The following is a 21,113-nucleotide window of genomic DNA, read 5'->3' on the forward strand; positions in this document are numbered from 1 at the left end:
TCGTTTCTCAGAATCTTGACAGTGCAAGTATTTGGCTAAGCCAGACACTTACACCTATCGGTTATTCGTTCTGTTAAAGAGCAGTGCTGCGTCGCTTGTTTCGTTTGCGTCTGCAGCTGAGGAGACGAACTATAGCTAAGCGCAGAAGCAGCGTCAACAGGTTTTTTGCAGAAAAGTGCGGGTTTTGACAAAAAACACAGACAAGCCGCTGATTTGCAAACAATTACCCGATTAAACTATTTTGCAGACCATCGCAAAACCCGCCGCCTACCCGCCCGCCAGCCCCCTGCCCCGCCAGCCAAATATTCAAATCCCGCCTTTTTACGCCCGATTTTTATATTTACCCGCTTTTGAAACGTTAACGGCCGCCTGACGGCGGCCGCTGACGCGGACAACGTTGGCCGCAAACCTTGCGGCCAACCCTGGGCAACGCTTAGCTGCGGTAGTCGGCGTTGATCTTCACGTACTCATAGGAGAAGTCGCAGCTCCACACCGTGGCGTTGACCAGGCCGCGCCCCAGCACCACGCGCACGGTGATTTCGGCCTGCTGCATCACACGCTGGCCGTCCGCTTCCTGGTAGTCCGGATTGCGGCCGCCGTCCTTGGCCACCAGCACGTCGTCCAGGTACAGCTCGAGGCGATCAACATCCAGATCGTTGATGCCGGCGTAGCCGATGGCGGCGAGCAGGCGGCCGAGGTTGGGGTCGGAGGCGAAGAAGGCGGTCTTCACCAGCGGCGAACGGCCGATGGCGTAGCCGACGGCCTTGCACTCGGCGACGCTGCGGCCGCCTTCGACCTGGATGGTGATGAACTTGGTGGCGCCTTCGCCGTCGCGCACGATGGCCTGTGCCAGCTCGACGGAGACGTCCAGCAACGCGGCCTTCAGCTGTTCGTAGGCCGGGTGGGTGACGGAGTCGATGCGCGGCGCGCCGCTCTGGGCGGTGGAGATCAGCATGAAGCTGTCGTTGGTGGAGGTGTCGCCGTCGATGGTGATGCTGTTGAAGCTGAGATCGGCGACGTCCTTCACCAGCTGGCTCAGCACCGGACGGGTGATGGCGGCGTCGGTGGCGATGAAGCCGAGCATGGTGGCCATGTTCGGGTGGATCATGCCGGCGCCCTTGGCGATGCCGGTGATGTTGACGGCGTGACCGTCGATGTCGATGGTTCGGCTGGTCGCCTTCGGCGCGATGTCGGTGGTCATGATCGCCTCGGCGGCGTCGGCCCAGGTGGCGGCCTGCCGTGTCGGCAGCGCGGCGACGATCTTGTCGACCGGCAGCGGCTCGAGGATCACGCCGGTGGAGAACGGCAGGATCTGTTCCGGCAGGCAGTCCAGCTCGGCGGCCAGCGCCTCGCACACCGCGCGCGCGTTCTGGCGGCCGGATTCGCCGGTGCCGGCGTTGGCGTTGCCGGTGTTGATCACCAGCGCGCGGATCTGCACGCCGGCGTCGAGATTCTGTTTGCAGATCTGTACCGGGGCGGCACAGAAGCGGTTTTGCGTGAACACGCCAGCGACGGTATTGCCCTTGTCGATGCGGATGACCAGGATGTCCTTGCGGCCCGGCTTCTTGATACCGGCGCAGGCGTAGGACAGGTCCACACCGGCGATGGGCGCGAGCTGCGCGTTATCGATGGGCTTGAGATTCACTGGCATGACGTTTCTCCGTAATTTGGTGTCGCGTCATTGTAACTGAATCCGTGATCCCGGATCACGCCTCGCCGTCGCGCACCAGCGCCAGCAGCGCACTGCCGTAACGGGCGACCTTCAGCTCGCCGAGGCCGTAAATCTTCTTCAGTGCGGCCAACGTTTGCGGCCGTTGCAGCACCAGTTCCTGCAGGCTCTTGTCGGAGAACACCGCGTAGGCCGGCACGTTGTGCTCGTCGGCGGTGGCCTTGCGCCAGCGGCGCAGCGCCTGCCACAGCCGCTCCTCGCGCTCGGTGCGCAGCCAGCGCTCGGCGTGCACGCTCTGCCGTTTCTTGTCGTCGGCCAGCGGCCGCAGCGCGATCTGCTGCTGCCCCTTCAGCAACGGCCGGCAGGCGTCGGTGAGCAGCAGCGACTGGCCGCGCACGATGTCGACCACCAGCAGCTTGCGCGCCACCAGCTGGCGGATGATGGAACGCCAGCCCTTCTGGTTCAGCTCGCGGCCGATACCGAAGGTGGACAGCTTGTCGTGACCGAAGTGGGTGACGCTCTGGTTGGCGCGGCCGAGCAGCACGTCGATGACATGGCTGGCCGCGAAGCGCTGTTCCACTCTATAGATGCAGGACAGCAGTTTCTGCACCGGCACGGTGGCGTCGAAGGTGGCCGGCGGGCGCTGGCAGTTGTCGCACTGGCCGCACGGCGCCGACGCCTCGCCGAAGTAGGCGAGGATCTGCTGGCGGCGGCAGCTGGCGGTTTCGCAGTAGCCGAGCATGGCGTCGAGCTTGGTCAGCTCCACCTGCTTCTGCTGCTCCGCGCTGTCGCCGGACTCGATCATCTGCGTCAGCTGCACCATGTCGTTGAGGCCGTAGCACAGCCAGCTGGTGGCCGGCAGGCCGTCGCGGCCGGCACGGCCGGATTCCTGGTAGAAGTTCTCCGGGCTTTTCGGCAGGTCGATGTGGGCGACGAAGCGCACGTCCGGCTTGTCGATGCCCATGCCGAAGGCGATGGTCGCCACCATCACGATGCCGTCCTCGCGCAAGAAGGCGCGCTGGTTGGCGTCGCGCTCGGCGTGGCTCATGCCGGCGTGGTAAGGCAGCGCGCGCAGGCCGTTTTCGCACAGCCAAGCCGCGGTGTCGTCCACCCGCTTGCGCGACAGGCAGTAGACGATACCGGAGGCGCCGGGGTAGTCGTGCTCGATGAAGGCCAGCAGCTGCTTCTTGGCGCTGTCCTTCTCCACCACCTGGTAGAACAGGTTGGGGCGGTCGAAGCTGGTGACGAACTGGCGCGCGTCCTGCAATTGCAGGAAGTGCAGCATGTCGGCGCGGGTCTCGGCGTCGGCGGTGGCGGTCAGCGCGATGCGCGGCACCTGCGGCCAACGTTGGAACAGCAGCCCCAGCTGCTGGTATTCGGGGCGGAAATCATGGCCCCACTGGCTGACGCAGTGCGCCTCGTCGATGGCGAACAGCGCGATCTGCGGCAGGCTGGCCAGGAAATCGAGAAAGCGCGGGCTGAGCAGGCGCTCCGGCGCCACGTACAGCAGGTCCAGCTCGCCGCTGCGCGCCATGCGCGCGATCTCGCGGGCGTCGTCCGGTGCGGTGGCGGAGTTGAGGCAGGCGGCGGCGACGCCGGCTTCCTGCAGTGCTGCCACCTGGTCCTGCATCAGCGCGATCAGCGGCGACACCACCAGCGCCACGCCGTCGCGCAGCAGGGCCGGGATCTGGTAGCACAGGCTTTTGCCGCCGCCGGTGGGCATCAGCACCAGCGCGTGGCCGCCGTCGGCGACATGCTCGATGATGTCGCCCTGCATGCCGCGGAACGCCGGGTAGCCGAAAGTGTTCTGAAGTATCGAGAGCGCGTGCTGCATCGGTGATTTCCATTGGGGGCGTCCATTGTACGCCAAAGCGGCGCGCCGCCCGCGACTCGCCACTTTGGCTTTATCGGCAGAGTGTGCGAGACTTTCCCATGTCTTTAGAAAGTAGCCGTGATATGCGATTGATTTTCCTTGCCGCCGCCAGCCTGCTGCTGGCCGCCTGCGCCACCCAGCCGCGTCCGGGCAGCACCAAGCCGGTCCGGCCCGGCACCGCCAAACCGCTACCGGCACCGGTCACGGTGCCCAACGCCGAGTGGCAGATCATCGGCGTGTCGCCCAACGGCAATATCCTGCACGAGGTCGACGTGCTGAGCATTCGCCGCGAAGGCGCGCTGACGGTGTTCCGCGACCGCAAGACCATCTTCAATCCACGCAAGGAAAACTTCCTCAACACGCCGCAGCACAAGTATTCGCTGAACCAGTGGGAAGTGAACTGCACCGCCAAGACCTTCCGCCTGCGCAGCATGGCGCTGCTCGACGACGGCGGCCGCCAGCTGCTCAGCCGCAGCTTCAGCGAGGCAGAGATCAAGCCGATGCCGGTGGTGAAGCAGTCCGCCGCCTTCCAGCAGGTGGAATTCGTCTGCCAGCGCAGCCGCTGAGCGGCCTAACGATTTCGTGATTTGACCCCCGGGGAGCCAGCATGCGTCGCGTTGTATTCAATCAGAAGGGCGGGGTCGGCAAGTCGACCATCACCGTCAACCTCGCCGCCGCCGCCGCTGCCGCCGGGCGCCGCGTGCTGGTGGTCGATCTCGACCCGCAGGGCAACAGCAGCCACTACCTGAGCGGCAGCACCACGCCGCCGCCGGTGTCGGTGGCCGGGCTGTTCCACCAGATGCTCAACATCAGCATGTTCGAAAAGCCGGTGACCGACTTCGTCACCGCCACCGCCCACCCCAACCTCAGCCTGCTGGCCTCGCACCCGGAGCTTTCCGAGCTGATGGTGAAGCTGGAAGCGCGCTACAAGATGTTCAAGCTGCGCGACGCGCTGGAACAGCTCGATGGCGACTTCGACGAGATCTGGATCGACACCCCGCCGGCGCTGAACTTCTACACCCGCTCGGCGCTGATTGCGGCCAACCGCTGCCTGATCCCGTTCGACTGCGACAGCTTCTCGCGCCACGCGCTGCTGGGGCTGATCGACAGCGTCGGCGAGATCCGCGCCGACCACAACAGCGGTCTCAGCGTGGAAGGCATCGTCGTCAACCAGTTCCAGCCGCGCGCCAGCCTGCCGCAACGGCTGGTGCAGGAGCTGCGTGACGCCGGCCTGCCGGTGCTGGACCCGCCGCTGTCGGCGTCGGTGAAGATCCGCGAATCGCACGAGCGTAGCCTGCCGATGGTGTACCTCGATGCGCGCCACAAGCTGTCGCAGGAATTCGCCGCGCTGTACCAGACCCTGCGCCGCCAGTAACCGGACAGGGCCGCCCGGTGATAACCGCACGCTCGCCGCGCATCCTGTGGCTGCTGGGCACCTGCAGCGGCCTGCTGCTGTGGCTGGGCGCCAGCTGGCTGCAACAGGACAGCGAACGGCAGCAGCTGCGCAACCAGCAGCTGCGCGAAGCGGAACTGCTGGTCGACAACGCCGCCAACCAGCTCAACTACGCGCTGCTGGCCGGCCAGGCCGCCACCGAGCTGCTGCTGTCCGACAACGGCCACAACGGCCAGAGCGCGTTCCAGCGCTTTGCGCCGTTCATCCTCTCCGACAACACGCTGTTCGATTTCGTCGCCACCGCGCGTCGCATCACCCCGCCGCAGCGGCTGCTGTACGAGCGGCAGCAGACGGTGATCCTGCGCGAATACCGCGACAACCGGCTGACCACCGCGCAGCCGCGGCCGCTGCACTTCCCGGTGGAGCAGCAATACCCGGAAAACAGCAAGGCGCTGCCGGCACAGCTCGACCTCGCCTCGCAAGGCAATGTCGAGGCCGCGCTGCAGCGGGTGAGCAAGACCGGCCGCCCGGCGATCGCGCTGATCCAGGCCGGCAACGCCAGCCGCCTGTCCGCCTTCTTCAGCGCCCGCGGCCGCCCCGGCGACCAGCTGCTGGTGATGGGCATCAACCCCGGCGGCCTGATCAGCACGGTGCCGATGGCCGGCGACGTGTTCCGCCCGGCACTGCCCTACCGCCTGCGCGTGCTGCTGAAGGATCGCGCGCAGACGGTGATCCTCGACAGCGTGGGGCTGGATCATCCGCCGCCGCCGGAACAGCCGGCGCTGTCCTCCACCCGCACCATCGGCGGCCAGCCGTTGATCTTCGAGCTGTACCCGACCGCCGACAGCGACAGCGGCCACCACTACGGCCAGGACGCGGCGATACTGCTGGCGCTGGTGATCATGGCCACGCTGTCCGGCCTGATCGTGCGCCACAGCCAGCACAGCCAGCAGGCACAGCGCCAGCGGCTGCAGGCACAGGGCACGCAGAACGCGCTGCTGCAACAGCAGCTGCAGCAGCAGCAACAACAGGAAGACGGCTACAAACAGACCATCCTGCGCCTGCGCGCCATCGTCGAGGGCAGCGGCGACGCCATCCTGGTGATCGGCCGCGACGGCCTGATCCGCGACCTCAACCGCGCCGCCGAGGCGATGCTGGGCCAGTCGCGCGACGTGCTGCTGGCGCTGCCAGCCGGCGCGCTGCTCAGCGAACTGCATCCGGCGGAGCCGGCACTGGGCTTCGAGCACCACGTCGCGCCGCGCATCGGCCGCCCGTTCGAGGCGCTGATGATCTGCAGCGCCTCGCAGATGCTGCAGGTGGAAGTGTCGCTGACCCACGTGGTGATCGAGCAGGACGCGGTGTACATCGCGGTATGCCGCGACATCTCGGCGCGCAAGGCGAGCGAGGCGGCGCTGATCCAGCTGAAGGACTCGCTGGCGGAACAGGTGGAAACGCAGAGCCGGCAGCTGTCGGCGCTGCTCGACGCCAGCCCGATGGCGATGGCCTACATCGTCGAGCTGGAGTTCAAGCAGGTCAACCACGCCTTCCTCGAACTGTTCCACCGCCGCGAGGACGAGATCATCGGCCAGTCGACGCGCATCCTGTACGACAGCGACGAGCACTTCGCCCGCACCGGGCGCCAGGTCTACCCGGTGCTGCACAGCGGCCAGGTGTCGCAGGGCGAGATCTGCCTGCAGCGCGGCGACGGTGCCGCGCAGTGGGTGTACATGTACGGCAAGGCGGTCAGTGCCGACAAGCCGGCACTGGGCTCGATCTGGCTGTACCAGGACATCTCGGCGCAGCGCACGGCGGAAGACAACCTGCGCCACGCCAAGGAGCTGGCCGAGGAAAACAGCCGCGCCAAGACCGAATTCCTCGCCAACATGTCGCACGAGCTGCGCACGCCGATGCACGCCATTCTCGGCTTTGCCGAGATGGGGCAGAACCGTGTCGAGCGCGCCGCCGCCGACAAGCTGCGCCACTACTTCGAGCGCATCCACAGCAGCGGCACCCGCCTGCTGACTCTGCTCAACGACCTACTCGACCTGTCGAAGATGGAAGTGGGCAAGATGATCTACACCCTGGCGCCGTGCGACGTCGCCCAGGTAGCACGCGAGGCGGTGGACGAGCTGCGCGGCATGGCGCAGCGCCACGACGTGCACCTGCAATTGGTGGTGCACGGCAACGCCGCGCTGTACGCCGAGGTCGATGCCTTCCGCATCGGCCAGCTGCTGCGCAACCTGCTCAGCAACGCCATCAAGTTCAGCCCCGCCGGCACGCCGGTACAGATTGACCTCGCCATCGACACGGCGGCCAACCTTTGCCTCAGCGTGCGCGATTTCGGCCCCGGGGTGCCGGCCGCAGAGCAGGAGCAGATCTTCAACACCTTCATTCAAAGTTCGCTGACCAAGACCGGCGCCGGCGGCACCGGCCTTGGGCTGGCGATCTGCCGCGAAATCGTGCACGCCCACCGCGGCCGCATCGAGATCCTACCGGTTGCCGGCCACGGCGCCCATTTCCGCGTCACCCTGCCGCGAGGCAGCGTTGGCGCCAGCGAGGAATCAGCCTGATGAAAAAACGCCTGTTACTGGTCGACGACGAACCGTTCAACCTGGAACTGATGACCGACCTGCTGGAAGACGCCGGCTACGATACGCAGCAGGCGCTGAACGGCGAGGACGCGTGGCAGATCCTGCAGCGCGAGGGAGAACAGTTTTCCGCCATCCTGCTCGACAAGATGATGCCCGGCATCAGCGGCGTCGACCTGCTCAAGCGCATCAAGGCCACCGAGCGGCTGGCCTTCCTGCCGGTGATCATGCAGACCGCGGTCGGCGCCGCCGCCAGCGTGCAGGAAAGCCTGGCCGGCGGTGCCTTCTACTATCTGACCAAGCCGTTCTCGCGCGACATGCTGCTGGCAGTGGTCGCCGCCGCCACCGAGCACTGGGACCGCCACCAGTACTTTGTCGAGCTGGCCAACCAGCAGCTGGACGCGCTGCAGCATCTGGAGCAGGCCAGCTTCGGCTTCCGCCAGCTGCATGAGGCGCGCTGCGTCACCGCGCTGCTGGCGCGCACCAGCAGCAGCCCGGAAAAGACCGCCACCGGCCTGTTCGAGCTGATCGTCAACGCCATCGAGCACGGCAACCTGGAGCTGGACTACCAGGAAAAAACCCAGCTGCAGCGCGAGGACCGCTGGCAGGAGACGCTGCAACAGCGGCTGGCCGACCCGGTGCTGGGCGCGCGCGAGGTTCGCGTCAGCATGCAGCGCCACGGCGGCGACCTGCACTTCACCATCAGCGACCAGGGCAACGGCTTCGACTGGGCGCGCTACCTGGTCGACGACCCCACGCAGCTGATCAGCAGTCACGGCCGCGGCATCCTCATCGCGCGCAAGCTGTCCTTCGACCAGTTGCACTATCAGGGCAACGGCAACCAGGTGCTGGCCATCGTTCACGGCTGAGAACCTGTTCACGATCTGCTGTGACGGATGTCCACAGGGCGATGCGGCGTTGAAAACGGCTTCGGCATGCGGGTTTATCTCCCGCTAAACGCTGCGTCCTCTGCCGTTTTCGCCTTGTCTCGTGTGAGCGCGCGAGACTTTGAACTGGTTCTTAAGACGACGGCCGCCAGTAGCGTGCCGCCTGCGCCCGCCGCGCCTGCAGTTCGCCCTGTCTGGGCCCCAGCCGCAGCGCCAGCGCGCCGTCGTGATCGCTGCGCCACAGCGTGATGCCGGCCGCGTCCAGCCGTGACAGCACCTGCGGGTGCGGATGGCGGTAACGGTTGCGGTAGCCGGCGCTGACCAGCGCCATCTGCGGCTGCACCTGCCGCAGCCAGTCGTCACCGCTGGAGGTACGGCTGCCATGATGGCCGAGCACCAGCCACTGGCTGCGCAGCGCGCTGCCGTAACGCGCCACCAGCGCCTGCTCCACCGCCAGCGGCGCGTCGCCGGACAGCAGCAGCGCCTGACCGGCGGTGGCGACCCGCAGCACGCAGCTGTGCGCGTTGTCCTCGCCCTGCCACGCCGGTGGCGGCCACAACACGTCGAAGCGCACGCCGTCCCACACCCAGCTCTGCCCGCCACGACACGGCTCGGCGCCGGGATAGAACCGCGGCTGCCCGGCGAGGATGCGGCCAACCTTGATGCCGTCGCGCAGGCTGACGGCGGCACCGTCGTGATCGCTGTCGTGGTGCGACAGCAGCAGGGTGTCCAGCTGCCGCACGTCCAGCGCGCGCAGTGCCGGCAGCAGCACCCGCGTCGCGTCGCCGGCGCCGGTGTCGTACAGCAAGGCGTGCTGCCGCGTGCGCAACAGCACCGCCAGCCCCTGACCGACATCAAGCAGCTCCACCGCCAGCGTGCCGCTGGCCGGCGGCGGCACCCGGTACAGCAGCAGCGGCAGCAACAGGCAGCCGCCCAGCGCGCGCCCGCTCCACGACCACGGCAGCAGGGCCAGCAGTGTGCCGGCCAGTGCCGCCAGCAGCAGCGGCCACGGCAACAGCGGCACCGCGTACAGCGGCGCGCCGGCCAGCAGATCGACCCACCACCAAAACAGCTGTGCCGTCCAGACCGCCGCATCAAGAAGCCACGGCCACGGCAGCAGCGCCGCCAGCAGGGCCAACGGCGTCAGCAGCAGCGACACCAGCGGCGTGCCCAGCGCATTGGCCAGCGGCGACACCAGCGGCAGCTGGCCGAAGAACAGCGCCAGCGGCAGCGTCGACGCCAGCGTCACCAGCAATTGCGCCTGCAGCGCGGTCTGCCACTTGCCGCCCGGCGCGCGGCGGCCGGCCACCATCACGATCAGCGCCGCCACCAGCCCGAACGACAGCCAGAAGCCCGGCGCCAACACCGCAAACGGATCGAGCAGCAACACCAGCGTCAGCGCCGCCAGCCAGATCTGCAACGGCGACAGCCCGCGCTGGCTGGCCAGCGCCAGGGCCGCCACCAGCAGCATCCACAGGCTGCGCTGCGTCGGCACCGAAAAACCGGCCAGCGCGGCATAGGCGCCGGCTGCCAGCATCGCGCCGCCCAGCACCCACCACAACGGCCGCCGCAGCGGCGGCAGATGGCGCAGCACGCGCCGCAACAGCCACGCCACCAGCAAGGCGATCATCGTGATGTGCAGCCCGGAGACGCTGACCACATGGGTCAACCCGGTAGCGGCCAGCTGCTGCCAGTCGTCACGCGTCAGCGTCTGCTGCGCCCCCACCGCCAGTGCCGCCACCAGCGCCGCCGCGCGCACCTCGTCACTGCCGGCCAGCAGCCGCTGCGCCACCCGCTCGCGCAGGCGGTCGATGCGCGCCGGCCAGTCCGTCGCCATGCCCAGCGCCTGCCGCCCCTTGAGCACGCTGCCGGTGGCCAGCACCCCTTCCGACCAGTACCACGCCTCGGCGTCGAAACCGGCAACGTTGGCCGCACCGCGCGGCGGGCGCAGGCGCGCGCCGAGGCGCCAGCGGCTGCCGGCCGGCCACGGCTGCTGCCGGTAGTCGCTCAACTCCAGCAGTGGCGGCAGGCGGAGGCCCGGTGCCGCGTCCTCCACCTCGAAGCGCAGCCGCACGCCGAATTCACCGGGCTTGGCCAGACCGCGCACCACGCCGCTGAACTGCACCACCTCGCCAGCCAGCGCCGTATCCAGCCGCTGCGCGAGGCGCAGCTCCGCCCGCCACGCGGCGTAGCCCAGCCCCAGCGTGGCGGCCACCAGCGCCAGCAACCACAGGCGGCGCGTGCGCCACCACAGCGGCCACGACAACAGCAGCACGGTCAGCAACAAGGGCCAGCTCGGCAGCACCGGCAAAAACGCGCACAGCACCACCCCGGCACAGAAACAGGCAAGCAGCAACATGCCACCATTTATTCACATTGCATCAAGAAAGGCAAAGCGCTTGCTGCCGCCACCGCGATCCCGTATCGTCGCCGCGTCAATGAAGGAAGCCGCATGCAACCCACTCCCCTGTACTGCGCCGAAAGTGCGCGCCGCGACACCGCCGAGCAACTGGCCAGCCGCTTTGCCCTGCCCTTGGTACGGCAGCGGCCGACGGACGGCTACTGGCTGGAACTGGGTGCAGAGCGGCTGGAGCTGGTCACCAACGCCAAGCACGGCGCGGTGTACGCGGAGTTCGTCGAGGGCGCCGCCCGCCACCGCCGCGAACAGGGCGGCGGCCGCGGCCAGCCGGTGGCCAAGGCGGTGGGGCTGAAAGGCGCCAAGGACCTGCCGCGGGTGGTGGATGCCACCGCCGGCCTCGGCGGCGACAGCTTCGTGCTGGCCACGCTGGGCTGCCACGTCACCATGCTGGAGCGTTCTCCCGTCGCCGCCGCGCTGCTGGCCGACGCGCTGGAGCGCGCCGCGCGCGATTCCTCCACCGCCGACATCGCCGCGCGCATGACGCTGGTACACGGCAACGCCATCGACTGGCTGGCACAACAGGCCGCCCTGCCACGCGAGGCGCGCCCGGACGTGGTGTTCGTCGACCCGATGTTCCCCGATACCGACAAGAAATCCGCCGCTGCCAAGAAAGGCATGCAGGCGTTCCAGCACGTGATCGGCGACGATCTGGACAGCGCCCAGCTGCTGGAGGCCGCCATCGCTGCCGCCACCGTGCGCGTGGTGGTGAAACGGCCGCAGCGCGGCGTGGCGATAGCGGGTGTCAAGCCGTCGGTGGTGCTGGACGGCAAGTCCACCCGCTTCGACCTCTACATCATCAAGGCACTGCGGCCGCAGGACTTCGCGGACGCGGACTGAGGCAACGGCCAGGGTTGGCCGCAAGCCTGAACCCAGCGCCAGCCCGCTTGCCATTCCGCGCCGAGCACCCCTTGCGTTACACTGCCCTCCCCGTGCGGCACGCCGCCGCTTGCCCGCCGCGAAGCACAAGGCGGTGCGGTGCGCGCTGCCGTCAACCCCGATCAGGAGCCATAGCGATGTCCGTGTTTGCCGTTGAATTCAAGGTGCGTGATTACGAGTGTGATATGCAGGGCATCGTCAATAACGGTGTCTACTTCAACTACCTGGAGCACGCGCGCCACGAATTCCTGCTGCACAAGGGCATCGACTTTGCCGAGCTGGCGCGGCAGAAGGTGAATCTGGTGGTGGTGCGCTCGGAGCTGGACTACAAGGCGTCGCTGACCAGCGGCGACCAGTTCGTGGTTACCGTGGCGTTCGAGGCGGTGTCGCGCGTGCGCTTCGGCTTCCGCCAGCAGGTGATCCGCCTTGCCGACCAGAAGGTGGTGTTGGAGGGGCTGATCATCGGTACCGCCGTCAACGAGCGCGGCCGCCCGGCGATCCCGGAAGCGTTCGCCGCACAGCTGGCCGGCTGAAGCCGCCGCCAGGCAAAACGCCCCGCGCTGCGGGGCGTTGTCGTTTGCGGCCAACCTTGGCCAGCGCCGACGTCAGCCGTGATGCTGGCGGCTGTCACCCGGCGCCGCCGTCCGCTCGCTCATGCCGTAATCACGCACCACCGCCGTCACCCGCAGGCGGTAGTCGGCAAACACGCCGCCGCGCCCGGCGGCTTGCGCCATGCGGTGCGCCTCCAGCTGCCGCCATTGCGCCAGCGCCGCCTCGTCGCGCCAGAACGATAGCGACAGCAGTTTGTCCGGCTCGCTCAGGCTGGCAAAGCGTTCGATGGAGATAAAACCGTCGATCTGCTGCAATAGCGGGCGCAGCTCGGCGGCGAGCTGCAGATAGCGCGGCTGCTGCCCGGCCGCGAGGCTGACTTCGAAGATCACGGCGATCATGGCGTACTCCCTGCGGCAGCGGCATCGGCAAACAGGCGAATGCGGGCATTCAGCGACGCCCGGAAGCGGTGGCTGCGCGCCAGTGCCGGCCAGTCCGGCGCGCGGTGCAAGCACTGTTGCACGAACTGCCGTGCGATGGACAAGGCAAGGCTGCTGCCGGGACAACGATGCGTGGCGGCACCAAAGCCGAGCTCCTGCCGTTCGCGCTGCAATTCGAAGCGCAGCGGCTGCGGATGCCGGGCCGGATCAAGGTTGGCCGCAGCCAGTAACAGCAACACGCCATCCCCCGCCCGCAGGGTATGGCCGGCGATCTCGGCGTCGGCCGCCAGATAGCGGCGCGTGTTGTGGATGGCGGCATCCAGGCGCTGGCTTTCCGCGATGCAGTCATCCAGCCATGCCGGTTGCTGCCGCAGGATTTCCCGCAGCCCGGCGTCAACGGCCAGCCGGTACAGCACATTGCCGATCAGCCCGGCGCTGGCATCCCAGGTTTGCAACAACAGACCCAGTGCATTGGCGTGCAGGCTGGCCGGTGGCGTGATGCGGCTGGCCAGCGCGGCATGGAGCGGCGAGACCGCGGCAGGCAGCGCGGCAAACTGCGCCAGCAGCGGCGTGACGGCCGCACTGCCGCGTGCGATGTCGGCGGCGGTGGCCAGCGGCGACAGTGCCGCGACAAAATCGCGCATCAGCGCCAGCCGGTCTGCGTCGGGCGGCAAGCCCAGCAGGCGGGCCATGATCTGCAGCGGTGCCGCAAACAGCCAGTCATCCAGCGCCGCACCGTCCAGCCGTGCCGGCATGGAGGCCAGCACCTGCGCACAGCAGTCGTCCACACTCGGCGGCGGCAGCACCGCCAGCGCAGTCGCCAGCGCCGGCTTGAGCCGGGCGTGATACTCGCCGTCGCTCATGCGAATCAGGCGCCCGAAGACCCCGGCCAGCGGGGTGTCCCGCAACGCGGCCGGCAAGGGCTGCAAGGTTGGCCGCACGCGACAGGCCGGATGGGCCAGCACGGCCTCGACCACGCTTGCGCTGCTGGCCACCCACAGCTGCAGCGCGCGATCGAAATACAGTGGCCGCGTGGCTTGCAGCTGCTGGTAATACGGCGCCGGATCGGGGTGGGTGACCGCGGCCAGCGGGTCGGACGGGAAATCGCGCATGGGGCATCCTTGGGGTTGATGACGAGTGGCGCTATGGTAGGCTCGCGGCTCTGTCCACGTTTCAGCCCGGAGTGAACCATGAGCGACGACCTGCCCGACATCAGCCGTCTGGCCAGCCTGCTGGCCGACCCCGGCCGCTCGCGCATGCTGCTGGCGCTGCTGGGCGGACAAATGGCCACGGCAACCGATCTGGCACAGGTGGCCAACCTGTCGCCACAGGCGGCGAGCAACCATCTGGCACGCCTGCTCGACGGCGACGTGCTGCGGGTGGAAAGCCGTGGCCGCTACCGTTATTACACGCTGGCCAATGTCCAGATCGCCCATGCGCTGGAGGCACTGGCGGTGGCCGCCCACGGCCACGACCTGTCGCGGCCAACCTTGCGCCGCAAGGGCAATGGCGAGATCCGCCTGGCTCGCACCTGTTACCGCCATCTGGCCGGCCGGCTGGGCACCCTGTTGTGCGAGGCGATGGTGGCCAAGGACTATCTGCAGCCAGACGCCGAGGCTCGTGCCTTTGCCGTGACCGCCAGCGGCCAGCAGTGGCTGCAGGCCACGCTGGCCATCGACAGCACCGCCTTGCCGCTGAAACGGCGCGAGCTGGCACGCGCCTGCCTGGACTGGAGCGAGCGGCGCGACCATCTGGCCGGCGTGCTGGGCGAGGCGCTATGCACGGCCTTTGTGACGCAGGGCCTGGTACAGCGCCGCAGCGGCAACCGCTCGCTGATCGTGACCGCGGCCGGACACCATTTTCTGCGGCAGCACTTCGACCTCGTGCTGTAAACCGCGGCGGCGGTCTGGCCTGGCCGCCGCCTTGCCCCGTTCTCCCGCCATCCGCCGTTTCCCGCCTCGACACCTGTCGCCTCGACACCTGCCGCCGGACGCGCTACCCTTGCGCCCTTTTTTTCATTTCAAATCAGTACTTTGTATATACAAATGAATGCCATCCTGATCGCAGTAACCCTGATGCTGGCGCTGACCCTCGCCCGCACCCATGTCGTCATCAGCCTGCTGCTGGGCGCCCTCGTCGGCGGCCTCAGCGGCGGGCTGGATCTGGCGCAAACGCTGGCCGCCTTCAACAAGGGCATCACCAATGGCGCGGCGGTGGCGCTGTCCTACGCGCTGCTGGGCGCCTTCGCGGTGGCAATCGCCAAGTCCGGCCTGCCGCACGCGCTGGCCGATGCCGCGGTGGCGCGGCTGGCGCGCAGCGACGGCAAGACGCGGCTGAAATGGCTGCTGATCCTGATGCTGGCCGTGGTCAGCGTGATGAGCCAGAACCTGGTGCCGATCCACATCGCCTTCATCCCGCTGCTGGTGCCGCCGCTGCTGTACGTGATGGCGCGGCTGCAGCTGGATCGCCGCGCGGTGGCCTGCGTGATCACCTTCGGCCTGGTGACGCCGTACATGCTGTTCCCGGTCGGTTTCGGCGACATCTTCTTGAACCAGATCCTGCTGGGCAATATCACCAAGGCCGGCATGGACGTCTCCGGCGTCAACGTGATGCACGCGATGGCGATCCCGGCCGCCGGCATGCTGGTCGGCCTGCTGCTGGCGGTGTTCGTCAGCTACCGCAAGCCGCGTTCGTACTCGCTGGGCAAGATCGAGAACGCCGAGCGCACCGGTACCCGCATCAGCCGCAAGGGCACCGTCACCGCGCTGCTGGCCATCGCCTGCGCCTTCGCGGTGCAGCTGTACAGCGATTCGATGATTCTGGGCGCACTGGCCGGCTTTTTGCTGTTCATCGCCACCGGCGCGCTGAAATGGCACGAGGCCGACGACGCGTTCAGCGACGGCATGAAGCTGATGGCGATGATCGGCTTCGTGATGATCACCGCGCAGGGCTTTGCCGAGGTGCTGACCGCCACCGGCCAGATCGGCGAGCTGGTCAGCGCCTCCGCCAGCCTGTTCGGCGACAACCGCGGCATGGCCGCGTTCGCGATGCTGTTTGTCGGGCTGGTGGTGACCATGGGCATCGGCTCCTCGTTTTCCACCGTGCCGATCCTGACCGCGATCTACGTGCCGCTGTGCCTGCAGCTCGGCTTCTCGCCGCTGGCAACGGTGGCCATCATCGGCACCGCCGGCGCGCTGGGCGATGCCGGTTCGCCGGCGTCGGACTCCACGCTGGGGCCGACTTCCGGCCTCAACGTCGACGGCCAGCACGACCACATGCGCGATACGGTGATCCCCACCTTCCTGCACTACAACCTGCCGCTGCTGGCCGCCGGCTGGGTGGCGGCGCTGGTGCTGTAAGCCAAAAAAATGACGCGGGGACTTGCCAGATAAACAATCTTCGGCAATAATGCACGCCTCTTCGCCGGTGTAGCTCAGATGGTAGAGCACCTGACTTGTAATCAGGGGGTCGCGAGTTCGATTCCTGCCGCCGGCACCAGGATTTACGGGGTTTCCAGAAATGGAAACCCCGTTTTCCGTTCTATGATCAGAAAAGCACCACCACACTCAGCGGGTACCAATCATGGAATCACGCCTCATCGAACTGGAAATCAAGGTCGCGCTGCAGGAAGACCTGCTCGACGCGCTCAATCTCACCGTCACCCGCCAGCAGCAGCAGATCGACCTGCTGCAGGAACAGCTGCGCCACTTGTACCAGCTGCAACAGGGTGCCAGCCAGGATGAAAACGTCGGCTCGCTGCGCGACGACATTCCGCCGCACTACTGAACCGCCACACTCACTGCGTCGCCCCGCTTGCGGCCAAGGTTGGCCGCAACGGCGCCGCGCTTGCCGGAACCACCGCATGAGCACACCCCGCGCCTTCATCACCGCCCTCGCGCCGCAGCTGGCCGGCCTGAGCTGGGCCATCGGCGGCAGCACCCTGCTGCAACAACTCGGCCTCGTCGACGAGCCGCGCGACCTCGACCTGATCACCACTGCCGAGGACTTCGCCGCCGTCAAGGCACTGCTGCTGCAACACGCCAGCGACATCACCCCGCCACCGCACCCGCTGTACGCCACCCGTCACTTCGCCCGCCTGCAGAGCGCCGACGGGCTGGAGATCGACCTGATCGCCGGGCTGGCCATCCGGCTGGACAAGGGCCAGTTCCGCTGGCCGTTCGACGCTGCCGCCTGCTGGCAGGCGGACGGCCTCAACTGGTGCATGGCCGAGGACTGGGCGCTGCTGTACCGGCTGATGGGCTACAGCGAACAGACCGAGGCGCTGGACGAGTGGCTGGACGAGCACGGCGTCACCCACCCGCAGCGCATCGCCGCCAACCTGTTCGCCGGCTACCCGGAAAAATACCTGAAGCCGGCGCCGGACTGGTGGCCGTGGGAAGAATGAAACCCCCGCGTTTCACGTGAAACCGGCCCCCGCCCCGCCTTTATCCATCTCACGAGCACCCGCATGAGCCGCTACCAAGACGCCGAGATTGCCACCGTCTACCGCGTGATCCGCGAACGGCGCGACATGCGCCACTTCCGCCCGGCGCCGCTGGACCCGGCGCTGCTGCAACGGCTGCTGCAGGCTGCACACCACGCGCCCAGCGTCGGCTACATGCAGCCGTGGCGCTTCATCCGCATCAGCGATGCCGCGCTGCGCCAGCAGCTGCACACGCTGGTGGAACAGGAACGGCAGCGCACCGCCGCCGCCCTCGGCCAGCGGCAGGAAGAATTCATGCGCCTGAAGGTGGAGGGCCTGCGCGAGTGCGCCGAGGTGCTGGTGGTGGCGTTGATGGACGGCCGCGAACGCCACGTCTTCGGCCGCCGCACGCTGCCGGAGATGGATCTGGCGTCGGTGGCCTGCGCCATCCAGAACATGTGGCTGGCGGCGCGCGCCGAGGGCATCGGTCTGGGCTGGGTGTCGATCTTTGATCCGGACGCGCTGGCCGCGCTGCTGCGGTTTCCGCCGGGCGCACGCGCGGTGGCGATCCTGTGCATCGGCCACGTCGACGCCTTCTACGACAAGCCGATGCTGGAGCAGGAAAACTGGGCGCAGCGCCAGCCGCTGGCGGCGCTGCTCAGCGAGAACGGCTGGGGCGACGTGCCAGCCGCCGCCAGCGAGTAGCCGTCGCCCAAAACACTGCGGCCAACCTTGTGCAAGGTTGGCCGCAGTGTTTTAACGCCTGAGTTTAAAGGCTTAGCGCTTGCCGGCCGCCTCTTCGCGACGACGCTTGGCCTCTTCCAGCAGGTAGACCTGGTAGTCGTCCAGATCGCCCTCGAAATCGCTGACCCCGCCGCGCGACACCATCCAGAACTCGTCGCACACCGCGCGCAGCAAGGCGCGGTCGTGGCTGACCAGCATCACCGAGCCTTCGAACTCGTTCAGCGCCACGCTCAGCGCCTCGCGGGTGGCGAGGTCCAGGTGGTTGGTCGGTTCATCCAGCAGCAGCAGGTTGGGCCGCTGCCACACGATCATGCACAGCACCAGCCGCGCCTTCTCGCCGCCGCTCATGCTGCCGACCGCCTGCTTCACCATGTCGCCGCTGAAGTTGAAGGTACCGAGGAAATTGCGCAGCCCCTGCTCGCGGCAGTCGTTGGCCGACGGCCGCATCGCCGCCGGGGTGTCGCGCGCCAGGCGGAACATGTGCTGCAGCGGATCGTCCTCCGGCCGCAGCACGTCCAGCTCCTGCTGCGAGAAGTAGCCGATGTTCAGCCCCTTGCCGCGGATGATCTCGCCGCCGACCGCCTGCAGCGCCTCGGCCACGGTTTTCACCAGCGTCGACTTGCCCTGGCCGTTGGCACCGAGAATGCCGATGCGCTGCCCGGCCAGCACGGTGCGATTGACGTTGCGCACGATCACCGTCGGCGGCGTGTCTGCCGGCGCGCCCTCCGGTGCCGGATAGCCGAACACCGCGCCGGTCATCGACAGCATCGAGTTGGGCAGGCTCTGCGGCTCCTTGAATTCGAACTGGAAGTCGGCATCGGCCAGTACCGGCGCGATCTTCTCCATCCGCTCCAGCGCCTTGACGCGACTCTGCGCCTGCTTGGCCTTGCTGGCCTTGGCCTTGAAGCGGTCGATGAACTTCTGCAGGTGCGCCATCTTTTCCTGCTGCTTGGCCTGCGCCGCCTGCTGCAGGATCAGCTGTTCGGCACGCATGTCCTCGAACTTGCTGTAATTGCCGCCGTAACGCACCAGCTTGGCGTTGTCGACGTGCAGCGTCACCGTGGTGACGGCATCGAGGAATTCGCGGTCATGGCTGATCACCACCATGGTGCCGGCGTACTGCTTCAGCCACGCCTCCAGCCATACCAGCGCGTCCAGATCCAGGTGGTTGGTCGGCTCGTCCAGCAGCAGCAAATCGGACGGGCACATCAGCGCGCGCGCCAGTTGCAGCCGCATGCGCCAGCCGCCGGAGAAGCTGTTCACCGGCTGCTGCAGCTCGGCGACGCTGAAGCCCAGGCCGAGGATCAGCGCCTGCGCCCGGGCCGGCGCGTCATGGGCGCCGGCATCGTTGAGCGCGGTATAGGCGTGCGCCATGCGCATGTAGTCTTCGCCGGCCTCGGCCTCGGTCACCTCCTGCTGCGCGGCCAGCAGCGTGGTATCGCCCTCGACCACGAATTCGGTCGCCGTTTGCGCCGTTTCCGGCATGTCCTGCGCCACCTGCGACATGCGCCACTGCGACGGGATCGACACATCGCCGCCGTCTTCGTGCAGCGAGCCGTTCAGCACCGCGAACAGCGAGGATTTGCCGGCGCCGTTGCGACCGACGAGGCCGACTTTCTCGCCGGGATTGAGCGTCACCGACGCGTTGTCGAGCAGGACTTTGGTACCGCGGCGCAAGGCCACGTTTTTCAGAATGATCATGGGAATCGCCGTGCGGCGGCAGGAAACAGGTTAGGCCGCGACCGGCGACAAGGCGGGAAGACGACAGAAAATGCGGCCAACGTTGGCCGCATCAGGGTAAGGATGCTGCCGTGGCAGCGTGGCGCCACCGTATGCTGCAAAGCAATAAAAACGGCGCGGCGCAGATGGTAACACGCCCCCTGCCCGAGCGCCGGCCTGTCCATAAAAAACAGGCGCTTATGACGGGGACGACATGAAAGCGCGCGGCGGCCAAGCGCTGCCAGCGCGCCGGCTACAGCGGCACCGCGTGGGTCAGCTTCACCGTCTCCATCGGCACCTCGGTTTTCACGCTCTGCACGCTGGCGATGCGCGTCAGCTGCTCGGCGTGAAACTGGCGGTACGACGCCAGATCCCGCGTCACGATGCGCAGCAGCGCGTCGCACTCGCCGGCCATGATGTGGCACTCCACCACCTCTGCCATGTCGCGCACGCTGGCGATGAAATGGTTGGTGGTGTCGGCATCCTGCGCCTTGAACCACACCCGCGCGAACAGCGACAACCCGGCGCCGACCTTGGCGCCATCCAGCACCGCCACGTAGCGCTTGATCACGCCGCGCGCCTCCAGCAGCTTCACCCGCCGCAGGCACGACGACGGCGACAGGCCGGCCGCGCGCGCCAGCTCCACGTTCTGCAAGCGGCCGTCACGCTGCAGCGCGTGCAGGATACGGCGATCAATACTGTCCAGCTTTACGGCATCCACTGCGGCAATCTCCCAGATTATTCGCAGCCGATTCTATTTCAACGCTGCCACCCGCGTCACAACACAACCCGATTTCAGTGCGAAAACCCTAGAATTTTCGGCAGTAATTTGCCCTTGCCCGCCCGGCAACGGCCCCCTCCAATCTGCCCGAGAAAGTCCGTCCCATGCCCAGCGATACCCTGCTGCTGTTCGCCCTCACCGTGTTCCCGCTGGTCTGCAGCCCCGGCCCCGACATCCTGTTCGTCGCCTCGCAAGGCCTGTGCCGCGGCCGCGCCGCCGCCCGCAGCGCCACGCTCGGCATCCTCGCCGGTTACAGCGTGCACGCGCTGCTGGCCGCCTTCGGCATCGCCGCCCTGCTCGGCGCCTGGCCGCCGCTGCTGCACGCCATCCGCTGGACCGGCCTTGCCTACCTGCTGTACCTGGCGTGGCAGATGTTCCGCGCCGCCAGCCGCCCCGGCAGCCTGCGGCTGGACAGCCGCCCGGTGCACGGCCTGTTCCGCAAGGGCCTGCTCACCAGCCTGCTGAATCCGAAAGGCCTGCTGATCTACCTGTCGATCCTGCCCAACTTCATCCGCCCCGACGCCAGCGTGGCGACACAGGCGCTGCTGCTGTCCGGCATCTTCATCGGCTCCTGCGCGGTGGTGTACAGCGTGATCGGCTACAGCGTCGCCGGCATGGCAGGCAACGGTCGTTTCAGCGACCGCAAACGGCGGCTGGCGGAAGCGACGGCGGGAGGATTGCTGCTGCTGGCAGCGGGGAAGCTGGCGAGCTGAGGACTGCGGCCAAGGTTGGCCGCAAATTCGGCTTAATCA

At 67.6% G+C, this 21,113-nt stretch carries 19 protein-coding genes and 1 tRNA gene; 13 read left to right on the plus strand and 7 right to left on the minus strand.

From position 1 onward, the window contains the following. Positions 1-433 precede the first annotated feature (433 nt). Both argJ and recQ read right to left on the minus strand, forming a co-directional pair. A complete protein-coding gene (gene argJ, locus C8E02_RS16350; protein WP_120812588.1) occupies positions 434-1,651 on the minus strand; it encodes a bifunctional glutamate N-acetyltransferase/amino-acid acetyltransferase ArgJ in 1,218 nt (405 codons plus the stop codon). Between the two features lie 55 nt (positions 1,652-1,706). Continuing rightward, entirely contained in the window at positions 1,707-3,503 is a 1,797-nt protein-coding gene (gene recQ / locus C8E02_RS16355; RefSeq protein ID WP_120812591.1) for a DNA helicase RecQ, read from the minus strand. A gap of 122 nt (positions 3,504-3,625) precedes the next feature. On the opposite strand from recQ, the gene C8E02_RS16360 reads away from it, so the two are divergent. The 4 genes from C8E02_RS16360 to C8E02_RS16375 are packed head-to-tail and all read left to right on the plus strand — an operon-like array spanning position 3,626 to position 8,392. Next, positions 3,626-4,108, plus strand: a complete 483-nt coding sequence (locus C8E02_RS16360; protein WP_047967493.1) for a surface-adhesin E family protein — start codon at positions 3,626-3,628, stop codon at positions 4,106-4,108. A gap of 41 nt (positions 4,109-4,149) precedes the next feature. Then, positions 4,150-4,917 (plus strand): ParA family protein, encoded by a 768-nt coding sequence (locus C8E02_RS16365; RefSeq protein ID WP_120812593.1) that lies wholly within the window; start codon positions 4,150-4,152, stop codon positions 4,915-4,917. A 17-nt stretch (positions 4,918-4,934) separates the two neighbouring features. Beyond that, on the plus strand, positions 4,935-7,505 hold the full coding sequence (locus C8E02_RS16370) for an ATP-binding protein (RefSeq protein ID WP_120812596.1): 2,571 nt from the start codon (positions 4,935-4,937) through the stop codon (positions 7,503-7,505). Then, on the plus strand, positions 7,505-8,392 hold the full coding sequence (locus tag C8E02_RS16375) for an ATP-binding response regulator (RefSeq protein WP_120812598.1): 888 nt from the start codon (positions 7,505-7,507) through the stop codon (positions 8,390-8,392). Before C8E02_RS16370 ends, C8E02_RS16375 begins: the two co-directional genes overlap by 1 nt. Before the next feature lie 151 nt (positions 8,393-8,543). On the opposite strand, the gene C8E02_RS16380 is transcribed toward C8E02_RS16375, so the two are convergent. After that, positions 8,544-10,769 (minus strand): DNA internalization-related competence protein ComEC/Rec2, encoded by a 2,226-nt coding sequence (locus C8E02_RS16380; protein ID WP_120812601.1) that lies wholly within the window; start codon positions 10,767-10,769, stop codon positions 8,544-8,546. Between the two features lie 93 nt (positions 10,770-10,862). On the opposite strand from C8E02_RS16380, the gene C8E02_RS16385 reads away from it, so the two are divergent. Together C8E02_RS16385 and C8E02_RS16390 are read left to right on the plus strand one after the other, a co-directional pair. Continuing rightward, a complete protein-coding gene (locus C8E02_RS16385) occupies positions 10,863-11,666 on the plus strand; it encodes a class I SAM-dependent methyltransferase (protein WP_120812604.1) in 804 nt (267 codons plus the stop codon). A 176-nt stretch (positions 11,667-11,842) separates the two neighbouring features. Further along, the gene (locus C8E02_RS16390; protein WP_047967488.1) at positions 11,843-12,238 is read left to right on the plus strand and encodes an acyl-CoA thioesterase; all 396 of its coding nucleotides are present in this window, start codon (positions 11,843-11,845) and stop codon (positions 12,236-12,238) included. A 72-nt stretch (positions 12,239-12,310) separates the two neighbouring features. Here the strand turns inward: C8E02_RS16390 and C8E02_RS16395 are convergent, their stop codons facing one another. Continuing rightward, entirely contained in the window at positions 12,311-12,655 is a 345-nt protein-coding gene (locus C8E02_RS16395) for an antibiotic biosynthesis monooxygenase family protein (RefSeq protein WP_120812606.1), read from the minus strand. Further along, a complete protein-coding gene (locus C8E02_RS16400; protein ID WP_120812609.1) occupies positions 12,652-13,806 on the minus strand; it encodes a cytochrome P450 in 1,155 nt (384 codons plus the stop codon). Before C8E02_RS16400 ends, C8E02_RS16395 begins: the two co-directional genes overlap by 4 nt. A 78-nt stretch (positions 13,807-13,884) precedes the next feature. Between C8E02_RS16400 and C8E02_RS16405 the strand changes: the two genes are divergently transcribed. The 6 genes from C8E02_RS16405 to bluB all read left to right on the plus strand — a co-directional run bounded on the left by C8E02_RS16405 (position 13,885) and on the right by bluB (position 17,822). Next, positions 13,885-14,586 (plus strand): ArsR/SmtB family transcription factor, encoded by a 702-nt coding sequence (locus C8E02_RS16405; protein ID WP_120812613.1) that lies wholly within the window; start codon positions 13,885-13,887, stop codon positions 14,584-14,586. A gap of 153 nt (positions 14,587-14,739) precedes the next feature. After that, entirely contained in the window at positions 14,740-16,053 is a 1,314-nt protein-coding gene (locus tag C8E02_RS16410; RefSeq protein ID WP_120812615.1) for a Na+/H+ antiporter family protein, read from the plus strand. A gap of 63 nt (positions 16,054-16,116) precedes the next feature. Further along, positions 16,117-16,192: transfer RNA gene (locus tag C8E02_RS16415), tRNA-Thr, on the plus strand. A gap of 84 nt (positions 16,193-16,276) precedes the next feature. After that, positions 16,277-16,480, plus strand: coding sequence for a SlyX family protein (locus C8E02_RS16420; protein WP_120812618.1), 204 nt, complete (start codon positions 16,277-16,279; stop codon positions 16,478-16,480). A gap of 76 nt (positions 16,481-16,556) precedes the next feature. Continuing rightward, complete coding sequence (locus C8E02_RS16425) at positions 16,557-17,099, plus strand: hypothetical protein (RefSeq protein WP_120812620.1); 543 nt, start codon at positions 16,557-16,559, stop codon at positions 17,097-17,099. A 63-nt stretch (positions 17,100-17,162) separates the two neighbouring features. Beyond that, the gene (gene bluB / locus C8E02_RS16430) at positions 17,163-17,822 is read left to right on the plus strand and encodes a 5,6-dimethylbenzimidazole synthase (RefSeq protein WP_120812622.1); all 660 of its coding nucleotides are present in this window, start codon (positions 17,163-17,165) and stop codon (positions 17,820-17,822) included. Between the two features lie 72 nt (positions 17,823-17,894). Here bluB and C8E02_RS16435 read toward each other — a convergent pair whose 3' ends face one another. Further along, positions 17,895-19,562, minus strand: a complete 1,668-nt coding sequence (locus C8E02_RS16435) for an ABC-F family ATP-binding cassette domain-containing protein (protein ID WP_047967481.1) — start codon at positions 19,560-19,562, stop codon at positions 17,895-17,897. 271 nt (positions 19,563-19,833) lie between these two features. Continuing rightward, a complete protein-coding gene (locus C8E02_RS16440; protein WP_120812624.1) occupies positions 19,834-20,301 on the minus strand; it encodes an Lrp/AsnC family transcriptional regulator in 468 nt (155 codons plus the stop codon). A 164-nt stretch (positions 20,302-20,465) separates the two neighbouring features. Here C8E02_RS16440 and C8E02_RS16445 point away from each other — a divergent pair, with 164 nt between their 5' ends. Then, the gene (locus C8E02_RS16445; protein WP_120812627.1) at positions 20,466-21,074 is read left to right on the plus strand and encodes a LysE family translocator; all 609 of its coding nucleotides are present in this window, start codon (positions 20,466-20,468) and stop codon (positions 21,072-21,074) included. Positions 21,075-21,113: the final 39 nt, after the last annotated feature.

Origin of the sequence: Vogesella indigofera (assembly GCF_003633895.1) — a bacterium.
GTDB classification, from domain to species: domain Bacteria; phylum Pseudomonadota; class Gammaproteobacteria; order Burkholderiales; family Chromobacteriaceae; genus Vogesella; species Vogesella indigofera.